Below are 13,767 nucleotides of genomic sequence, written 5' to 3'. Positions count from 1 at the left end.
TAGAAAATGCTGTCTCTTCGCGCCTACCCGGTCGGCGTCGTCTCGACGTTGAGCGCCTTCCGAATGATCTGGGTAAAGGAGAGCGAACACAGGAAGTACCAGAGGATCCACGCCTGGATCGGGCCGGCGACCGCGTTCCGCCAGGCCTCCACCTCACCGAAGATGGGGAGCGTGATGACCGGCGGCGTCGGGTCGTGGATCTGGCCGCCGCCGAAGACGATCCAGTAGATCCAGAGGAACAGCGGGATGTTGACCAGCATGATCCACACCATCGGGCGGAACTGCTGTTTGAACATGCCCATCTGGTCGGTCATGAGCTCCATCTGCTCCTGTTCGAGGCGGTCCAGGGCCTCCTGGTCGTCGCGCTCCTTGGCGGCCTGGCGGCGCTCTTTCAAGTCCTCCATCTTCTCCTGGTGGTCGCCCATCCCGGACATGTCCATGAGGTTGTCCTGCAGGATGGTCGAAGTCGTCCCGGTGATGACTGCGAGGACCAGGATCACGACGTAGAAGGGGAGCAGGTCGTTGAGCGGACCGAGGAAGAGGTCGACGAATCCGCCCGCGATGACGTCCCTGACGGAGGTCAGCGAGTAGCCCGCGAACAGGCCGAGCGTCCCGAGCCCGGCGAGTTTGTCCCACGTCGACCAGCCGCCGTCCTCGTCGTCGTCGCTCGGGGCGGCGTCGGCGTCTTCGAGCGCCTCGCGGACGCCCTCCGGGTCGTCGACGACGAACCCCTCGCCGTCGGCGTCGATGAGCAGACCGGACTCGATGAGCCGACCCCACTCGCCGCTCGTGATGTCGTCACTGACATCGCTCCACGTGACGGTCCCCTGCTCTTCGGCCACCGAGAGGACCTCCGCGAGCGCGTCGGTCAGTTCCTCGCCGTCCTCGGCGAGTCGTTCTACCTTCGGCGCGGTACGTGCCATTATGTGTGCTTGAGGTACGACGGCATATCAACGTTTTACTCTGTCCGTCTCGGCGGTCTCGGCTTCGAACGGCCACTCAGGCCGGTTTCAGGCCGTGCGCTCGTCGACGGCGGCCTGGATGTCGGCCCACACCTCGTCGGGCGTCTGCTCGCCGTTGATGGCGACGAACCCGTCGTGGTCTTCGTAGTGGGCGATGACGGGCGCGGTGTTCTCGTCGAAGACGTCCAGGCGGTTGCGGACGGACTCCTCGTTGTCGTCATCGCGCTGGATGAGGTCGCCGCCGCACTCGTCACAGACGCCCTCCTCCTCGGGCTGATTGAACTCGACGTGGTAGTTCGTGCCGCAGTCGTCACAGACGCGCCGACCGGTGAGTCGGTCGACCAGTTCCTCCCGGGAGACGTCGAGCGAGAGGATGACGTCGAGGTCGGTCATGTCCTCCAGTTCCTCCGCCTGGTCGAGGTTTCGCGGGTAGCCGTCCAGCACGAAGCCGTCGGCCTGCGAAAGGGCCTCGTCGACGATGGCGTTGACCACCGCGTCGGGGACCAGGTCGCCCGCCTCCATGTACTCCCGAGGCGTGTCGTACTCGGTGTCCATGTCGCTGATGTCCATGTCCTTGTTCGCGCGGAGCGCGTCGCCGGTGGTGACGTGTTCGACGCCGTACTCGTCGGCGAGGTTCGCGCTCTGCGTTCCTTTGCCGGCTCCCGGCGGACCGAGAATCAGGATTCGCGGGTTCGACATAGCCGCGAGTTCTCCGGGGTCCGTTAAATGGTTGTCCAAACGCGTCCGTGCGAGCGGGACCCACCATCCGCCATTTGACGGGAGAGTGGTGCGATCGAGCTGTCGTCATGACCCACACTTTTGGCCAGCCTAAAGATCGGAAGGCCTTTATAGATTAGGCCGGCCTAAAAACACACGACGCGCCGGTCTGACGATCAGGTCGGTCGGCACGGCGCGTTCCGCTAAGCATCATATTTTTTGGCTAGCCTAAAATTCGCAACCTATTTGTGTTACTTTAGGCTTGCCTAAAACGCATGGTGTACAATGCCGACGGTTCGACTCGGCGTGGCTCTCCGAACGGCGCGCGAGGCGCGCGGTGGAGACTGCCGATGTGGACGGACAGCACAGGAACAGAATCGAGACCGGGAGCGGCCGATAAGCTCCGGAGCCTGCTCCTCGCGGCACTGGTAGTGATGTCAGTGGTCGCCGGGACCGTCGCCGTCTCCGGGACGGCGGCCGCCGCGAGTAACGTGAGCGTCGAGCAGGCCGTGGAGTACTCGGCCGCCAGCGGGGGCAGTACGGTCGAACTGGCGCTGAACGAGTCCGTCACGAACGGCCTCGACGGGACCGGCGAACTGACGGTCTACCTCGACGGCGACGATGTCACCGGCACGCTGGTCGACGGCATCGACGCTGACGGGACCAGCGGCCGCGTCGAAATCGACCTCGCGGAAGACGTGACGCCGAACCGGAACCTGACGGTGCAGCTCACCGACTTCGGGAGCGGGTCCGTCACCGCGACGGACATCGACGTGACCTCGCAGACGGTCACACCGGCTGCCGCCGGCGGTTCCGACGCGAACGTGTACCACGGCGAGGTCATCGCTATCGAGGACACGGACGCCGATTCGGACACGAACCTGCTCGTCGAGGCGGACGGTGGGAGCGTCGTCCTCGACGGCAGCTACGCGGACAGCAGCCAGGTCTACGTCTTCGACACGGACGACATCGACGCGGGGCAGCGCTACGACATCACGTCCGGGTCCGACACGGCCGGGTTCCGCGTCAGCGACCTCGACCTCACTGTCGAGGCTGGCGACACCGACGTCACCGACGAGGACAGCATCACCGCCGACGTGAGCGCCGTCCGCGGCGGCACGGCGGCGACCGCGACGCTGACTAACGGGGACGGCGACGAAGTCGCGACCGCGGTCGAGACCCTCGACGGCACCGAGGCCGTCGAGTTCGACTTCGGCAGCCACACGGCCGGTGACGGCCCGTACACGGTCAGCGTCACGGACAATCAGACCGGCGTCACGGTCACCTCTGCGGACATCACCGTCTCCGAGTCACAGGAGGGCGAGGTGCGCTTCGCGGAGCGCGTCGTCTCCGACGAGCGCGGCGACGTGGTCAGCGTCACCTACCAGTTCGAGAACACCGACGACGGCTACGTCGTCATCGGGGACGAGAGTGAGGACAACTACGCCGTCTCCGGGCAGATCACCGACGACGACGGCGACGGTGAAGTCACCGTCCTGTTCAACAGTTACCTCGCCGGCGTCCCCAACAGCGGGAACACGAGCGTTTCGGCAAGTGACGTCCTCAGCGTCTCTGGCGACGACGAGATCAGCGGCGTCAGCGAGAGCGGGTCGTTCGCGCGAGCCGACCTCACAGCCGAAGCGCTGGATGCGGCCAGCTACGAGATGAACGCGACCGCCGGCACGGGTCCGAGCGACGACCCCGACTCCGTCGGGACGCTCCGGCTCGAAGCACGCTCGACCGAACGGGTCCAGAGCTGGGTCGCCCCGAAGGACGCCGACCTCACGGACGAGGACGTCGGCATCTACGACCGCGTCGGCGCGAACCTCACGCAGTCGACCGAGGTCGCAGACGGTGACGTCGTCGTCCACCGGATCTCCGCCTCCGGTATCGAGGGCGCGCTCGACTACCGGACGGACGTCGAGGGCGCGAGCGACACCACTGACGCGTTCCTCCAGGCGGCCGGCGACGGGGACGCGTTCACCCTCTGGGTCAATCGGACGAACGTCGGCGCGAACGCCGAGAAGGATCCGCTAGAACTCAACGACAGCAACGTCGTCGTCGTCGACGACCCCGACAACGACACGTACTTCGTCGCCGTCGAACTGGCGGACGCGAACTACCAGAGCGGGACGCCGCTCCGCGACGACGGCGACGACGAGGTCACGGCGACGTTCCTCGTCTCGGCCGCCACCGGGCTGACCGACGAGGACGACGGCGGGACGGCCAACTACACGATCACGGACCGCGACGCGGGTCTCGACACGACCGGCGGACTCGTGACCGTCGAGGCCGCCGCGAACCAGTCCGTCTCGGGCACGACGACGGTCGCACCCGGCTCGGAGATCGAGGTCAGCCTCGACTCCGAGAGCGAGGCGAACCCGTTCATCCACCGTCCCGCCGCGACCGTCACGTCGAGCGGGACGTTCACCGCTACGGCCGACATGAGCGAGTACTCGCCGGGTGCGAACTTCACCGCGGACGTCCTCGACGTCGACGGTGAGAGCTTCGCCGCCGACGAAGACGGCCGCATCGTCACCGCGGCCGCCGCGAACGGCTCCGCCGAGTCAGCGAGCGCCAACGTGAGCGACTCCGGGGAGGCGACTGAAACGCCGACAGAGGAGCCGACCGAGCGGTCGACGGACGAACCGACCGCGACGGAGCGCGACGACGAATCGACCGCGGCGTCGACCGAGGAACAGCCCACGGCGGCCAGCACCGACGAGCCGACGGAATCGGGCACCACGCCCGCGTCCGGCCCCGGCTTCACGGCACTCGCCGCACTCGTCGCGCTCGTCGCCGCGGCGCTCCTCGCCGCCCGACGCGACGTCTGACCGAGGCGGGTCCGGTCCCTGGCAGCTTCTTTTTTGAACACGTCACGTCGCACCAGCGACCACGACGGCCGACGGGCGGTCGAAGACAGGATATCGCAGCCTGTAGGGCGGTTTGACATCGACAGCGGGAGGGGGTCAACGCGCCGCAAGTGTTTTTCCGCCAGTGAGCGCAGTGCATCGTGATGCCCTCCACGATCAGCGACGCGCTATTCAGCGAGCCGTCCGGCCGCCGTCACGCGGCCGTCATGTTCGCCGGCGCGCTCGCGCTCGGCCTGTTGTACGCGTACTCGGCGCTCGTCGGCGACGCCGCCTCGGTCGCCGTGCTGTTTCTGCTGGCCGGGGCCGCCCTGTCCGGCGTCGCCGAGATACTCCCCAGCGACCGGCGGGTGGCGGCCGGTGTCCTCCGCCTGACGGGGATTCTCGTGCTGGTGTGTCTGCTCGCGCTCGTGGCCGTCGCGCCCGAACTCGTCGCCGGGTGACGGTCGAAGTGAGACGCGTCCGGGCCGGTGCTCAGAAAACCTCCGCGCCGCGGCCGATTCGGGTCTGGTAGACGCGGGCGTCGACCCCGCGATCGCCGAAGGCGTCGAGCATCGCGCTCGCGATGCGACGCCGGTCGGCCTCCGCGCAGGCCGCGATGACGGTCGGTCCCGCCCCGGAGATGGTGACGCCGGTCGCGCCGGCCTCCAGCGCGGCTTCGCGGACGGTCTCGTAGCCGTCGATGAGTTTCGCGCGGGCGGGCGTGACGATGGTGTCGTGCATCCCCTGCCCGACGAGTTCGGGGTCGTCGCGGTGCATCCCGGTGGTGAGCGACGCGGCGTTCCCGACGGTCTCGACGACCTGTTCGACGCGGGCGGTCTCGGGGACCACCCGGCGGGCGTCGCGCGTCGAGACGACGATGTCGGGCAGGCAGGCGACCAGCGGGATGTCGGCGTCGACCTGCGTGACGCCCTGGTCGGTCGCGATGGTGAATCCGCCCAGGATCGAGGGGGCGACGTTGTCGTCGTGGGCGTCGCCCGAGACGACGGCCTCGCCCTTCGCGGCGATGGGGACCAGTTCCTCGCGCGTGTGGCCGCGGTCGTACAGTTCGTTCAGCCCAACGGCCGCGGCGGCGGCGCTCGCGGCGGAGGAGCCGAGCCCGGAGGCCGGGCGGACGCCCTTGTCGATCTGAATTCGCGCGGGCGCATCGAGCGCTTCGGCGACCGCGCCGACGGTGTTCTTGTCGGGGTCTTCCGGGATGTACTGGCTGCCGGCCCCGGTCACTTCGATGGTGATCCGGTCCGCCTTCTCCAGTCGGACCACGTCCGCCGGACGCTCCAGTGCGACACCGAACACGTCGAAGCCGCTCCCGAGGTTCGCACTGGTAGCCGGCGCCCGGACTGTCAGCATGCCCGGGAATTTCAGCAGTGTAGGCAAAAAGGTAGCGAACCGACACAGTGGTTCGCTCTCACGAGTGAGAACCAGCCCAAAGCAATAAGAGTCGAACCGATGTCTGTCCGGTAGACTCAGTCATGGATGTCGACCTCGTCGCCGTCGCCATCCTCGGGAACGCGGGGGGAGTGGTCACTGCGCTCACGGTCGCGTACATGGCGTCACAGAACCGTGACCGGCCCGGGGCGCTCTCGTACGGCCTCCTTGCCCTCGTCGGAAGCGTCTGGTGTGTCATCGCGATCACACAGCTCCTCGCCGACACGCCGGGCGCGGCCACAGCGGCCCACGCACTCGACCGGATCATCGCGGCGCAGGTCGTCGCGCTGTGGGTCGTGTTTGCTCTCATCTACACCGGGCGTCGCGAGTGGCTCAGCCCGCTCCGTCTCGCCGCGATCGTCCTCGCTTCGAACGCCTACGTGCTGTTGCTACTGACGGCGCCGATACACGGGCTGGTCGAGACGACGGTACTCCCGGTCGCTCAGCGCGGCGCGACGCTGTTCGTCGTGCGTCGAGGCGCGGTGTACGCCGTCCAGTCGGCCGTCGGGTACGTCCTGCTCGTCTTCGGCTACGCGCTCCTCGTCGAGTTCCTGTTCGAATCTCGCAACGTCTACCGGAAACAGACCGCGGCTATCGTCGCCGGTGCGGGGCTCCCACTCGCCGTCTCGGTCGCACATAGTACCGGCCTCACGCTCCATCCGGGGCTCGATTTCACGCCGATCGCGTTCTCGCTCAACACGGCGCTCGTGGGCTGGGCGCTGTTCGAGGACGACTCGCTGTCGGTGACCCAACTGTCGGGCGACGGCCTCGTCGACGACCTCCCCGACCCCGTCATCGCGCTGAACGACGAGCGCGTCGTCGTCGACTTCAACGCGGCGGCCGCGAGCGTGCTCGACCACCCGGCCCCGGTGGGAAACACCATCGACGACGTCGCCCCGGGGTTGGTCGAACAGATCGACAGGGGCGAGGTGTTCACCTTCGGCGAGCCGTTCACGTACTACAACCCCCGGACGACGGAGATCACCGACCAGTTCGGCGAGGAGCGCGGCCGGCTGGTCGTCCTCCGGGACGTGACCGGACAGCAGCGTCGCCAGGAGCGACTTGAAGCGCTCCAGTCCGCTACCCAGCAGTTCATCGGCGCGGAGACCGCAGAGTCCATCGCGGAGATGGCGGTCGAGTTCGCGACGGCCGTGCTCGACCAGAACGCGGCCGGGGTGTTCCTCGAACGCGACGAGCGTCTGGAGCCGATGGTCGTCAGCGAGGCGGTCGACGAACAGGTCGACGACGACCTGCTCACCGCGTCGCCCGACGACCGGTCCGACAGCGCACTCTGGGAGACGTACGAGCGCGGCGAGGCTCGGACGGTCAGTCTGGAAGGCGATGGTGTCGGGGCGCTCAGGGCCGCGCTCATGCTCCCACTGGGATCGCACGGCGTGCTGGCCATCGGCACGACCGGCGACGGCGACTTCGCCACAGAGGACCGGCGATACGCCGAGGTCCTGGCCCAGACCACGCAGGTCGCGCTCGATCAGGTCGAGCGCGAGCGCGAACTCCGGCAGAGCCGCGGGTCGGTCAAGCGCCGCCGCGAACAGATCGAGTTCTTCAACGGCGTGCTCAGACACTCGCTCCACAACGCGATGGTGGTCATCCGCGGGCGGGCGGAGCACGTCCGCGACGACGTACCCCCGTCGAAGCGACGCCACCTCGACAGTATCGTCACCTGGTGCGGACGGCTCACGGACATGAGCGAGACGATCCGCGACATCAACAACACGGTGACGGCCAGCGAGGCGGAGCGCCTGGAGGTCGTCGACCTCGACGTGACAGTCCAGCGATCGGTCCAGTCCATCAGAGCGGAGTACGAGTGCCCGTCCATCGAGTGCGAACTGAGTGGCGACTACTACGTCCAGGCGAACAAACTGCTCGAGGAGGTACTCCTGAGCATCCTCCGGAACGCAATCGACCACAACGACACCGCCACGCCGACGGTGACGGTGTCGGTACAGGAGGCCAGCGACTGGCTCCAACTCCGCATCGCCGACGACGGGCCGGGGATCAGCGACGAACTGAAGACCACCGTGTTCGAGCGCGGGCTCACGCCCGATCAGACCGCCGGCGGCTTCGGCATCTACTTCGTCTCGGTGATGATGGATCTGTACAACGGCAAACTCTGGTTCGAGGACAACGAGCCGACCGGGACCGTCGCCGTCCTCGAGTTCCAGCAAGCGTCGGCCGCCGAGTTCGAGGCGGCGAACCGACCGCATGAGGTCGGAGGCGACGCAGGAATCGAAACCGGCCACTGACGCGGGGACGGTCCCGCCGGCCCGTCCCGGTCGCCGGCCAAAGCGCAAACTAAATCCCACGACCGCTGATACGTCGGGGTATGATCGGCGTCGTCGGCGGCGGTATCGCCGGCCTCTCGGCAGCGTATCGGCTGAAACAGCGCGGCCACGACGTGCGCGTCTTCGAGGCGAGCGATGACCTCGGCGGGCTGGCCGCCACCTACGAGACGGCCGGCGACCCAATCGAGAAGTTCTATCACCACCTCTCGAAGTCGGAGGAGACCATCGTCGACCTCGCCGAGGACCTCGGGCTCGGCGACGCCGTCGAGTGGCACGTCGGGAAGAACGCCTACTACGTCGACGGCGTCGTCCACCCGATGGACAAGCCCTGGGAGATTCTCTCCTTTCCCCACTGGAGCCTCTACGACAAGTTCCGGCTGGGGATGCTCACGCTGGACATCGACGTTCGAGGCGGCGTTCCGAAGTTCGACACCTACGAGCGACTGGAGGACTTCGAGGACGTCCCCGTCGAGGAGTTCGCCCGCGAGCACACCACGCAGAACGTCTACGAGACGTTCTTCGAGCCGCTGCTGGACGCGAAGTTCGGGAGCCGGAAGGGTGACGTGAGCGCGGCGTGGCTGCTGGGCCGCATCAAGTTCCGCGGTGAGCGAGACCTCCTGAACGGCGAGATACTCGGCTACTTCGACGGCGGCTTCGGCCGCCTGCTCGACGCGCTCGTCGACGCCGTCGGCCGCGAGAACATCGAGACGGGCACGCGCGTGACAGACATCGAGACGAGCGACGGGCGCGTCTCGTCGCTGACGGCGACCGACGGCGCGGACTCGACGAACCACGACGTGGACAGCGTCGTCGTGGCGACGATGCCGGACGTGCTCGAAGGCCTGACTGGCTACGCCTGCGACATCGACTTCCAGGGGACCGTCTGCTCCGTCATCAGCATGGAGGAGTCGCTGCTGGATACCTACTGGCTGAACATCGCGGACGACGCGCCGTTCGGTGCGCTCATCGAGCATACTAACTTCGTCTCGACCGAGCGCTACGGCGGCGAGCACCTGCTGTACGTGGCCCGGTACATTCAGGACGAATCCGAAGACGTCTGGCAACAGACCGACGACGAAGTGGCCGAGACCTGGTTCAGCGGCATCGAAACCCTGTTCCCGCAGTTCGACCGCGATGCCGTCAACTGGATTCGGACGGCCCGGAACCCCCGAACCGCGCCGGTGTACGAGCGCGGCTATCTGGACATGGTCGTCCCCTACGACCTCGGCGACGCCGTCGCCGACGGCCTGTACTACGCCGGCATGGCCTCGCGCGCCCAGTACCCCGAACGCTCGCTCAACGGCGGCGTCGTCGCCGGCTTCGAGTGTGCCGACCGAATCGACGGCCGCGAAACCGGGATCGAGCAGCCGAACACCCCGGCGTCGGAATCGGCCGACTGACTGCTTCGTACTGCATCACCCCTCTGTGTGTGGCCTCCGAATACGTACCACTATATACCAATACGCTAATTATCGTCAGACATATGTTAATGCATAAGTAAGTTTTATGAGCCAACCACTCCTTAATCAGACTGTATCGTATCGCGCGTACGGTACAGAGCAGGACTGGAGTCTTCGGAAGCGGGCTCCGATCTATCGGCCACACCTACCGGGTCACGAGGCCGTGTCGGCCGCGGACCGTGTGAGGGGGACTCGCTGGGGGGCGAGGACCGCTCAGAACGCGAAGTGGGTCCACACCGCGCGCCGACGTTTCAGGGGTGGGGTCCGTCGGCTCACCGGTTCCGAGTGGGTACAGCCGCGCTCAGTGACCTGACGGGCGCGCCGCGCGACGCGTCGTCCGGGGTCAGTCGCCGGCCGCGTTCTCCACGTCGTCCTCGTCGAGTACCGGCGCGTCCGCCGGGCTCACGTCGTCGGGTTCCTCGCCGCCGCCGACGACGAGTTCGCCGTCCTCGGTCTCGACGTACACGTCGTCGGCGAAGCCGCCGACCGCATGGGGATGCTCCGGGTCGTCCAGTTTCTCCGGCGTCGACGGGGCCTCGGCGACGCCGTCGGCCGGCCGGAACGAGCCGAGCGGATCGTCGATGGTGATGCCGTGGGTCTCGAAGAACTCATCGTATCGAGAAAAGTGTGTTTCGAGTTCCGCGGCCGGGAACTCCATCATCTCCGTCCAGCCGTGGTTGTAGAAGTCGAAGTTGGCCTGCACGTGCGTGATCTCGCGGGCTTCGGCCTCCGAATACTCTTCCTGGAGCGCGGCCACGTAGGTGTCCATCGTGGCGTCGAAGAAGTCGTCGAGGTGGTCGCGGCGCTCCTCCCGGCGGTCCTCGTCGGCCTTCCCGAGGAAGATCCTGGTGTGGAGTTTCACCAGCCCGTAGTTCGCCACCGACCGAACGCCCGGCGTCGTCAGCGCCTTCTTGCTCGCCCAGTGTCGCGGGTTCTGGTATATCTTCATCTTGTTGCTAAATACGGGCTGCAGCGCCTTCAAAGACCCGACTACCGGTCGATTTCGGCCCGTTTACCGGAGATCTCGCAAACGATACGCAGATAGCAATCCACTTTAAGGCCGATTTCGTATCGGCCGTACATGAGCACGTCGCACGTGATAATCGGTGACGGCATCGCGGGTGCGTCCGCGGCCGAAACGATTCGGGAAGCGGACCCGGATGCGTCCGTGACAGTCCTCACAGACGAGGGCGAGGCACTGTACAACCGGATTCTGATCAAGGAGTTCGCGAAGGGCAAGCTCCCGGAAGCGCCGATCTCCATCCACGAGCCGGAGTGGTACGAGGAGCGCGACATCGACCTCCAGTTGAACACGCACGTGACGGACATCGACCCCGACGCCCACGAGGTCAATACGCACGAGGGCGACACCTACGAGTACGACAAGCTCCTCGTCGCGACGGGCGGGACGCCGGCCCAGCTTCCGGTCGACAACAGCGACGCCGAGGGGATTCACCACTTCTGGACGTTCCAGGACGCGCGCGGGATCCGCGAGCACGCCGACGAGGCCGACCAGGGCATCATCGTGGGGGCGGGCCTGCTCGGGATCGACCTCGCGGCGGTCTGTGCCGCACAGGGCATCGACGCGAAGTACCTGATGCGCGGGAACCGCTGGTGGCGCTACGCGCTCTCGGAGGACGGCGCGTCGATCATCCACGAGGCCCTCGAAGAGAACGGCGTCGAACCCGTCTTCGAGTCCGGTGTCGACCACTTCGAGGTCGACGACGACGGACGAGTCACGGGCGCGGTCGACCCCGACGGTAACCACTACGACGGCGAGTGGGCCGGCGTCGCCATCGGCCTGGACTTCAACACGGAGTTCCTCGCCGGGAGCGGTCTCGAACTCGACGACGGCGTCGTCGTCGACGAGTACATGCAGACCAACGTCGAAGACATCTACGCCGCGGGCGACCTCACCCAGTTCTACGACACCATCCTCGACTCCCAGGCACAGAACGGCGCGTGGGGCTCGGCAAAGGAGCAGGGCTCGGTCGCCGGGACGAACATGGTCGCGGACGCCGAAGAGAAGGAGTTCCGCTGGGTCTCCTCGTACTCCATCACGCACTTCGACTTCCCGTTCCTCTCCTTCGGTCACCCGACGCGGGGCGACGACGAGGCCGAACGGAAGTACTCCGACAGCGAGTGGCGGCGTCTCGCGTTCGAGAACGGCCAGCTCATCGGCGGCGTGCTGATCGGCGACCTCTCCCAGCAGTCGAAGTTCAAGAAGCTCATCCGCGAGGAGCGCCAGGTCGCGGACAAGAAGGAACTGCTGCTCGAGAAGGACGTCGACCTCGAAGAAGTGAAGGCCCAGACGTCCGCCCCGGCCGAGTAACGTCTGCAGGCGGATCTTTTTCAGGCTGCGAGACACAGTTTCGGTATGTTTCGCGCCCTCCGGCGGCGACTGGCACGGTTGCTCGGTCGCGAAAGCGACGGTGAGCGTGACGGCGACAGCGCGTTCGCCGGTTCGGTCCTCGACTGGTCGACGAACTACGCCCACGGTTCGAACGACGGCGAGGGGACCCGCGAACTGGCCGCGATCCGGGAGACAGCCGAGATGCTCGAAGACCAGGACCGAAGGCGGCAGTAGCGGGCCGGGAACGACGCGCTTTTTTCACCCTGGGGCGGAGTGCCGTGCATGGACGGCGGCAGCGGCGACATGACACTCGCGTTCGACCTCGACGCCCTCAAGCAACTGGCGTACCCCGACAGCGTGTTCAACGACGCGCGTCAGTGGTCCGAGTACGTCGGCGTCATCTCCGAACAGCCCACGTACGTCGTGACGAACTTCACCCGGAAACACCGGATCCGGCAGGACTTCTTCTCCGGCCCGCGCGGGCGGGAAGAGAGCCTGGAGAACGTCAAAGAGCAGTTCGACACGGACCGGCACGTGTTCGTCGGCACCGAGGAGGAAGACGCCGACCTGGCCGACCGCGCCGGCTGGGAGTACCTGGCGGTCGAGGACGCCGCCGAGGCTGCCGAGTGGGAACTCGGCGAACCGGAGGCCCCGACGGAATCGAGCGACGAGGACCGCGACGACTGGCCCTGACGGACGGGCCACTGGCGGGCGGTTTCGCGGCTCGCCACCGCCCAATTTTTATCAGTTCCCGCGCCGGGCAGACAGACATGGCCCTCCAGATCGGTGACGCGCTTCGGAACGGACTCGACGACCTCCTCAGCGAGAACGGCGTGCTCGTGACGGGCGTGTTCCTCCTGTTCTCGCTCGCCAACCAGTTCGCCAGCGCGTCGTTCACGCGCGCGCTCTTCGACTCCTTCGGCCCGAGCGGCGGCCCGCCGGGCGGTGGGGCCGGGGTTGCAAGCTTCGTCGGCCCCTTCAGCCTCGACCTGGCGCTCCCGGTGGCCGCGGTGCTCGTCGTGGTGTTCATGCTCGTGGGCCAACTCGTCCGGTTCTGGGCGATCCGGCTGTTCGCCGGCCCAGACGAGATTCGCTCGGACGACGCGCGAGAGCGGGCGGTCATGGCGGTGGTCCTCGGCGGCGGCGTCGCCGTCGGCCTGTTCGCCCTCTCGATGAGTTCTAACGTCCTCGGACAGGCGTTCAGCCCCGTACTCGCGGGCATCGCCGGCCTCGCAGCGGGCATCCTCTCGCTCGTCCTCAACGTCGTCCTCGTGTACCTCCGGCAGGCCATCGCGCTGAACGACGGCGGGTACGTCGACACGGTGAAACACAGTCTCGCCCGGTTCCTCGACGCACCGGCGCAGATCCTCGTCTTGCTGTTTCTCCTGTTTCTCGTGGGACTCCTCGCGGCGATTCCCGCGATCGCGTCTGTGCTCTCGGTCGTGTTCCCGCAGGCGATCGACCTCCCCAGCCGGTCGCTCCTCCAGGTCGCGTCCATCGTGCTACAGGCCCCGGTGACGGCGTTCAATCTGGCCGTGATCACGGACGCGTACGTGCAGGTGCGGGCGGACGGATCCGACGAGACGTTCTAAGATGTGCACCTTCCGCCGAGAGGACGATCGGAGCTCGTACGTGAGTTGCTGACATACCCTCACCCGGTTTTATCTCGCCACG

The 13,767-nt window shown here is 66.9% G+C and carries 12 protein-coding genes; 8 read left to right on the top strand and 4 right to left on the bottom strand.

The genetic code is table 11. The features are described from left to right. Positions 1–23 precede the first annotated feature (23 nt). Positions 24–923, bottom strand: a complete 900-nt coding sequence (locus ACOZ4I_RS03450; RefSeq protein ID WP_424003059.1) for a DUF106 domain-containing protein — start codon at positions 921–923, stop codon at positions 24–26. A gap of 87 nt (positions 924–1,010) precedes the next feature. Continuing rightward, the gene (locus ACOZ4I_RS03445) at positions 1,011–1,661 is read right to left on the bottom strand and encodes an adenylate kinase (RefSeq protein ID WP_424003057.1); all 651 of its coding nucleotides are present in this window, start codon (positions 1,659–1,661) and stop codon (positions 1,011–1,013) included. Positions 1,662–2,029: 368 nt separating this feature from the next. Between ACOZ4I_RS03445 and ACOZ4I_RS03440 the strand changes: the two genes are divergently transcribed. Both ACOZ4I_RS03440 and ACOZ4I_RS03435 read left to right on the top strand, forming a co-directional pair. Beyond that, positions 2,030–4,513: a BGTF surface domain-containing protein gene (locus tag ACOZ4I_RS03440; protein ID WP_424003055.1), complete on the top strand. Its 2,484-nt coding sequence runs from the start codon at positions 2,030–2,032 to the stop codon at positions 4,511–4,513. Between the two features lie 182 nt (positions 4,514–4,695). Then, positions 4,696–4,992, top strand: a complete 297-nt coding sequence (locus ACOZ4I_RS03435) for a hypothetical protein (protein WP_424003053.1) — start codon at positions 4,696–4,698, stop codon at positions 4,990–4,992. A gap of 31 nt (positions 4,993–5,023) precedes the next feature. Here the strand turns inward: ACOZ4I_RS03435 and ACOZ4I_RS03430 are convergent, their stop codons facing one another. After that, positions 5,024–5,899 (bottom strand): homoserine kinase, encoded by an 876-nt coding sequence (locus ACOZ4I_RS03430; protein ID WP_424003051.1) that lies wholly within the window; start codon positions 5,897–5,899, stop codon positions 5,024–5,026. 122 nt (positions 5,900–6,021) lie between these two features. On the opposite strand from ACOZ4I_RS03430, the gene ACOZ4I_RS03425 reads away from it, so the two are divergent. Both ACOZ4I_RS03425 and ACOZ4I_RS03420 read left to right on the top strand, forming a co-directional pair. After that, positions 6,022–8,241, top strand: a complete 2,220-nt coding sequence (locus tag ACOZ4I_RS03425; protein ID WP_424003049.1) for a histidine kinase N-terminal 7TM domain-containing protein — start codon at positions 6,022–6,024, stop codon at positions 8,239–8,241. Between the two features lie 80 nt (positions 8,242–8,321). Then, positions 8,322–9,680, top strand: coding sequence for an NAD(P)/FAD-dependent oxidoreductase (locus ACOZ4I_RS03420; protein ID WP_424003047.1), 1,359 nt, complete (start codon positions 8,322–8,324; stop codon positions 9,678–9,680). A gap of 403 nt (positions 9,681–10,083) precedes the next feature. On the opposite strand, the gene ACOZ4I_RS03415 is transcribed toward ACOZ4I_RS03420, so the two are convergent. Then, complete coding sequence (locus ACOZ4I_RS03415; protein WP_424003045.1) at positions 10,084–10,689, bottom strand: DUF6149 family protein; 606 nt, start codon at positions 10,687–10,689, stop codon at positions 10,084–10,086. 132 nt (positions 10,690–10,821) lie between these two features. Between ACOZ4I_RS03415 and ACOZ4I_RS03410 the strand changes: the two genes are divergently transcribed. The 4 genes from ACOZ4I_RS03410 to ACOZ4I_RS03395 all read left to right on the top strand — a co-directional run bounded on the left by ACOZ4I_RS03410 (position 10,822) and on the right by ACOZ4I_RS03395 (position 13,685). Beyond that, positions 10,822–12,072, top strand: coding sequence for an NAD(P)/FAD-dependent oxidoreductase (locus tag ACOZ4I_RS03410; RefSeq protein ID WP_424003043.1), 1,251 nt, complete (start codon positions 10,822–10,824; stop codon positions 12,070–12,072). A gap of 45 nt (positions 12,073–12,117) precedes the next feature. Further along, positions 12,118–12,327: a hypothetical protein gene (locus ACOZ4I_RS03405; RefSeq protein ID WP_424003041.1), complete on the top strand. Its 210-nt coding sequence runs from the start codon at positions 12,118–12,120 to the stop codon at positions 12,325–12,327. Between the two features lie 48 nt (positions 12,328–12,375). Continuing rightward, complete coding sequence (locus ACOZ4I_RS03400) at positions 12,376–12,786, top strand: DUF7124 domain-containing protein (protein WP_424003039.1); 411 nt, start codon at positions 12,376–12,378, stop codon at positions 12,784–12,786. A gap of 77 nt (positions 12,787–12,863) precedes the next feature. Next, positions 12,864–13,685 carry a hypothetical protein gene (locus tag ACOZ4I_RS03395; protein ID WP_424003037.1) on the top strand — a complete coding sequence of 274 codons (822 nt, stop codon included), beginning with the start codon at positions 12,864–12,866 and terminating at the stop codon, positions 13,683–13,685. The last annotated feature ends 82 nt before the right edge of the window (positions 13,686–13,767 follow it).

The organism is Haloarcula salina, from assembly GCF_049603855.1.
GTDB lineage: Archaea > Halobacteriota > Halobacteria > Halobacteriales > Haloarculaceae > Haloarcula > Haloarcula salina_A.
Note: the sequence above shows the minus strand (reverse complement) of the source record. Positions and strands in the feature narration are given on the sequence as shown.

What these genes read in the sequence shown, in the direction of transcription:
- ACOZ4I_RS03410 (WP_424003043.1), top strand. Translation starts at nt 10,822, where the DNA reads ATGAGCACGTCGCACGTGATAATCGGTGACGGCATCGCGGGTGCGTCC.
- ACOZ4I_RS03420 (WP_424003047.1), top strand. Translation starts at nt 8,322, where the DNA reads ATGATCGGCGTCGTCGGCGGCGGTATCGCCGGCCTCTCGGCAGCGTAT.
- ACOZ4I_RS03400 (WP_424003039.1), top strand. Translation starts at nt 12,376, where the DNA reads ATGGACGGCGGCAGCGGCGACATGACACTCGCGTTCGACCTCGACGCC.
- ACOZ4I_RS03435 (WP_424003053.1), top strand. Translation starts at nt 4,696, where the DNA reads ATGCCCTCCACGATCAGCGACGCGCTATTCAGCGAGCCGTCCGGCCGC.
- ACOZ4I_RS03450 (WP_424003059.1), bottom strand. Translation starts at nt 923, where the DNA reads ATGGCACGTACCGCGCCGAAGGTAGAACGACTCGCCGAGGACGGCGAG.
- ACOZ4I_RS03430 (WP_424003051.1), bottom strand. Translation starts at nt 5,899, where the DNA reads ATGCTGACAGTCCGGGCGCCGGCTACCAGTGCGAACCTCGGGAGCGGC.
- ACOZ4I_RS03425 (WP_424003049.1), top strand. Translation starts at nt 6,022, where the DNA reads ATGGATGTCGACCTCGTCGCCGTCGCCATCCTCGGGAACGCGGGGGGA.
- ACOZ4I_RS03445 (WP_424003057.1), bottom strand. Translation starts at nt 1,661, where the DNA reads ATGTCGAACCCGCGAATCCTGATTCTCGGTCCGCCGGGAGCCGGCAAA.
- ACOZ4I_RS03395 (WP_424003037.1), top strand. Translation starts at nt 12,864, where the DNA reads ATGGCCCTCCAGATCGGTGACGCGCTTCGGAACGGACTCGACGACCTC.
- ACOZ4I_RS03405 (WP_424003041.1), top strand. Translation starts at nt 12,118, where the DNA reads ATGTTTCGCGCCCTCCGGCGGCGACTGGCACGGTTGCTCGGTCGCGAA.
- ACOZ4I_RS03415 (WP_424003045.1), bottom strand. Translation starts at nt 10,689, where the DNA reads ATGAAGATATACCAGAACCCGCGACACTGGGCGAGCAAGAAGGCGCTG.
- ACOZ4I_RS03440 (WP_424003055.1), top strand. Translation starts at nt 2,030, where the DNA reads ATGTGGACGGACAGCACAGGAACAGAATCGAGACCGGGAGCGGCCGAT.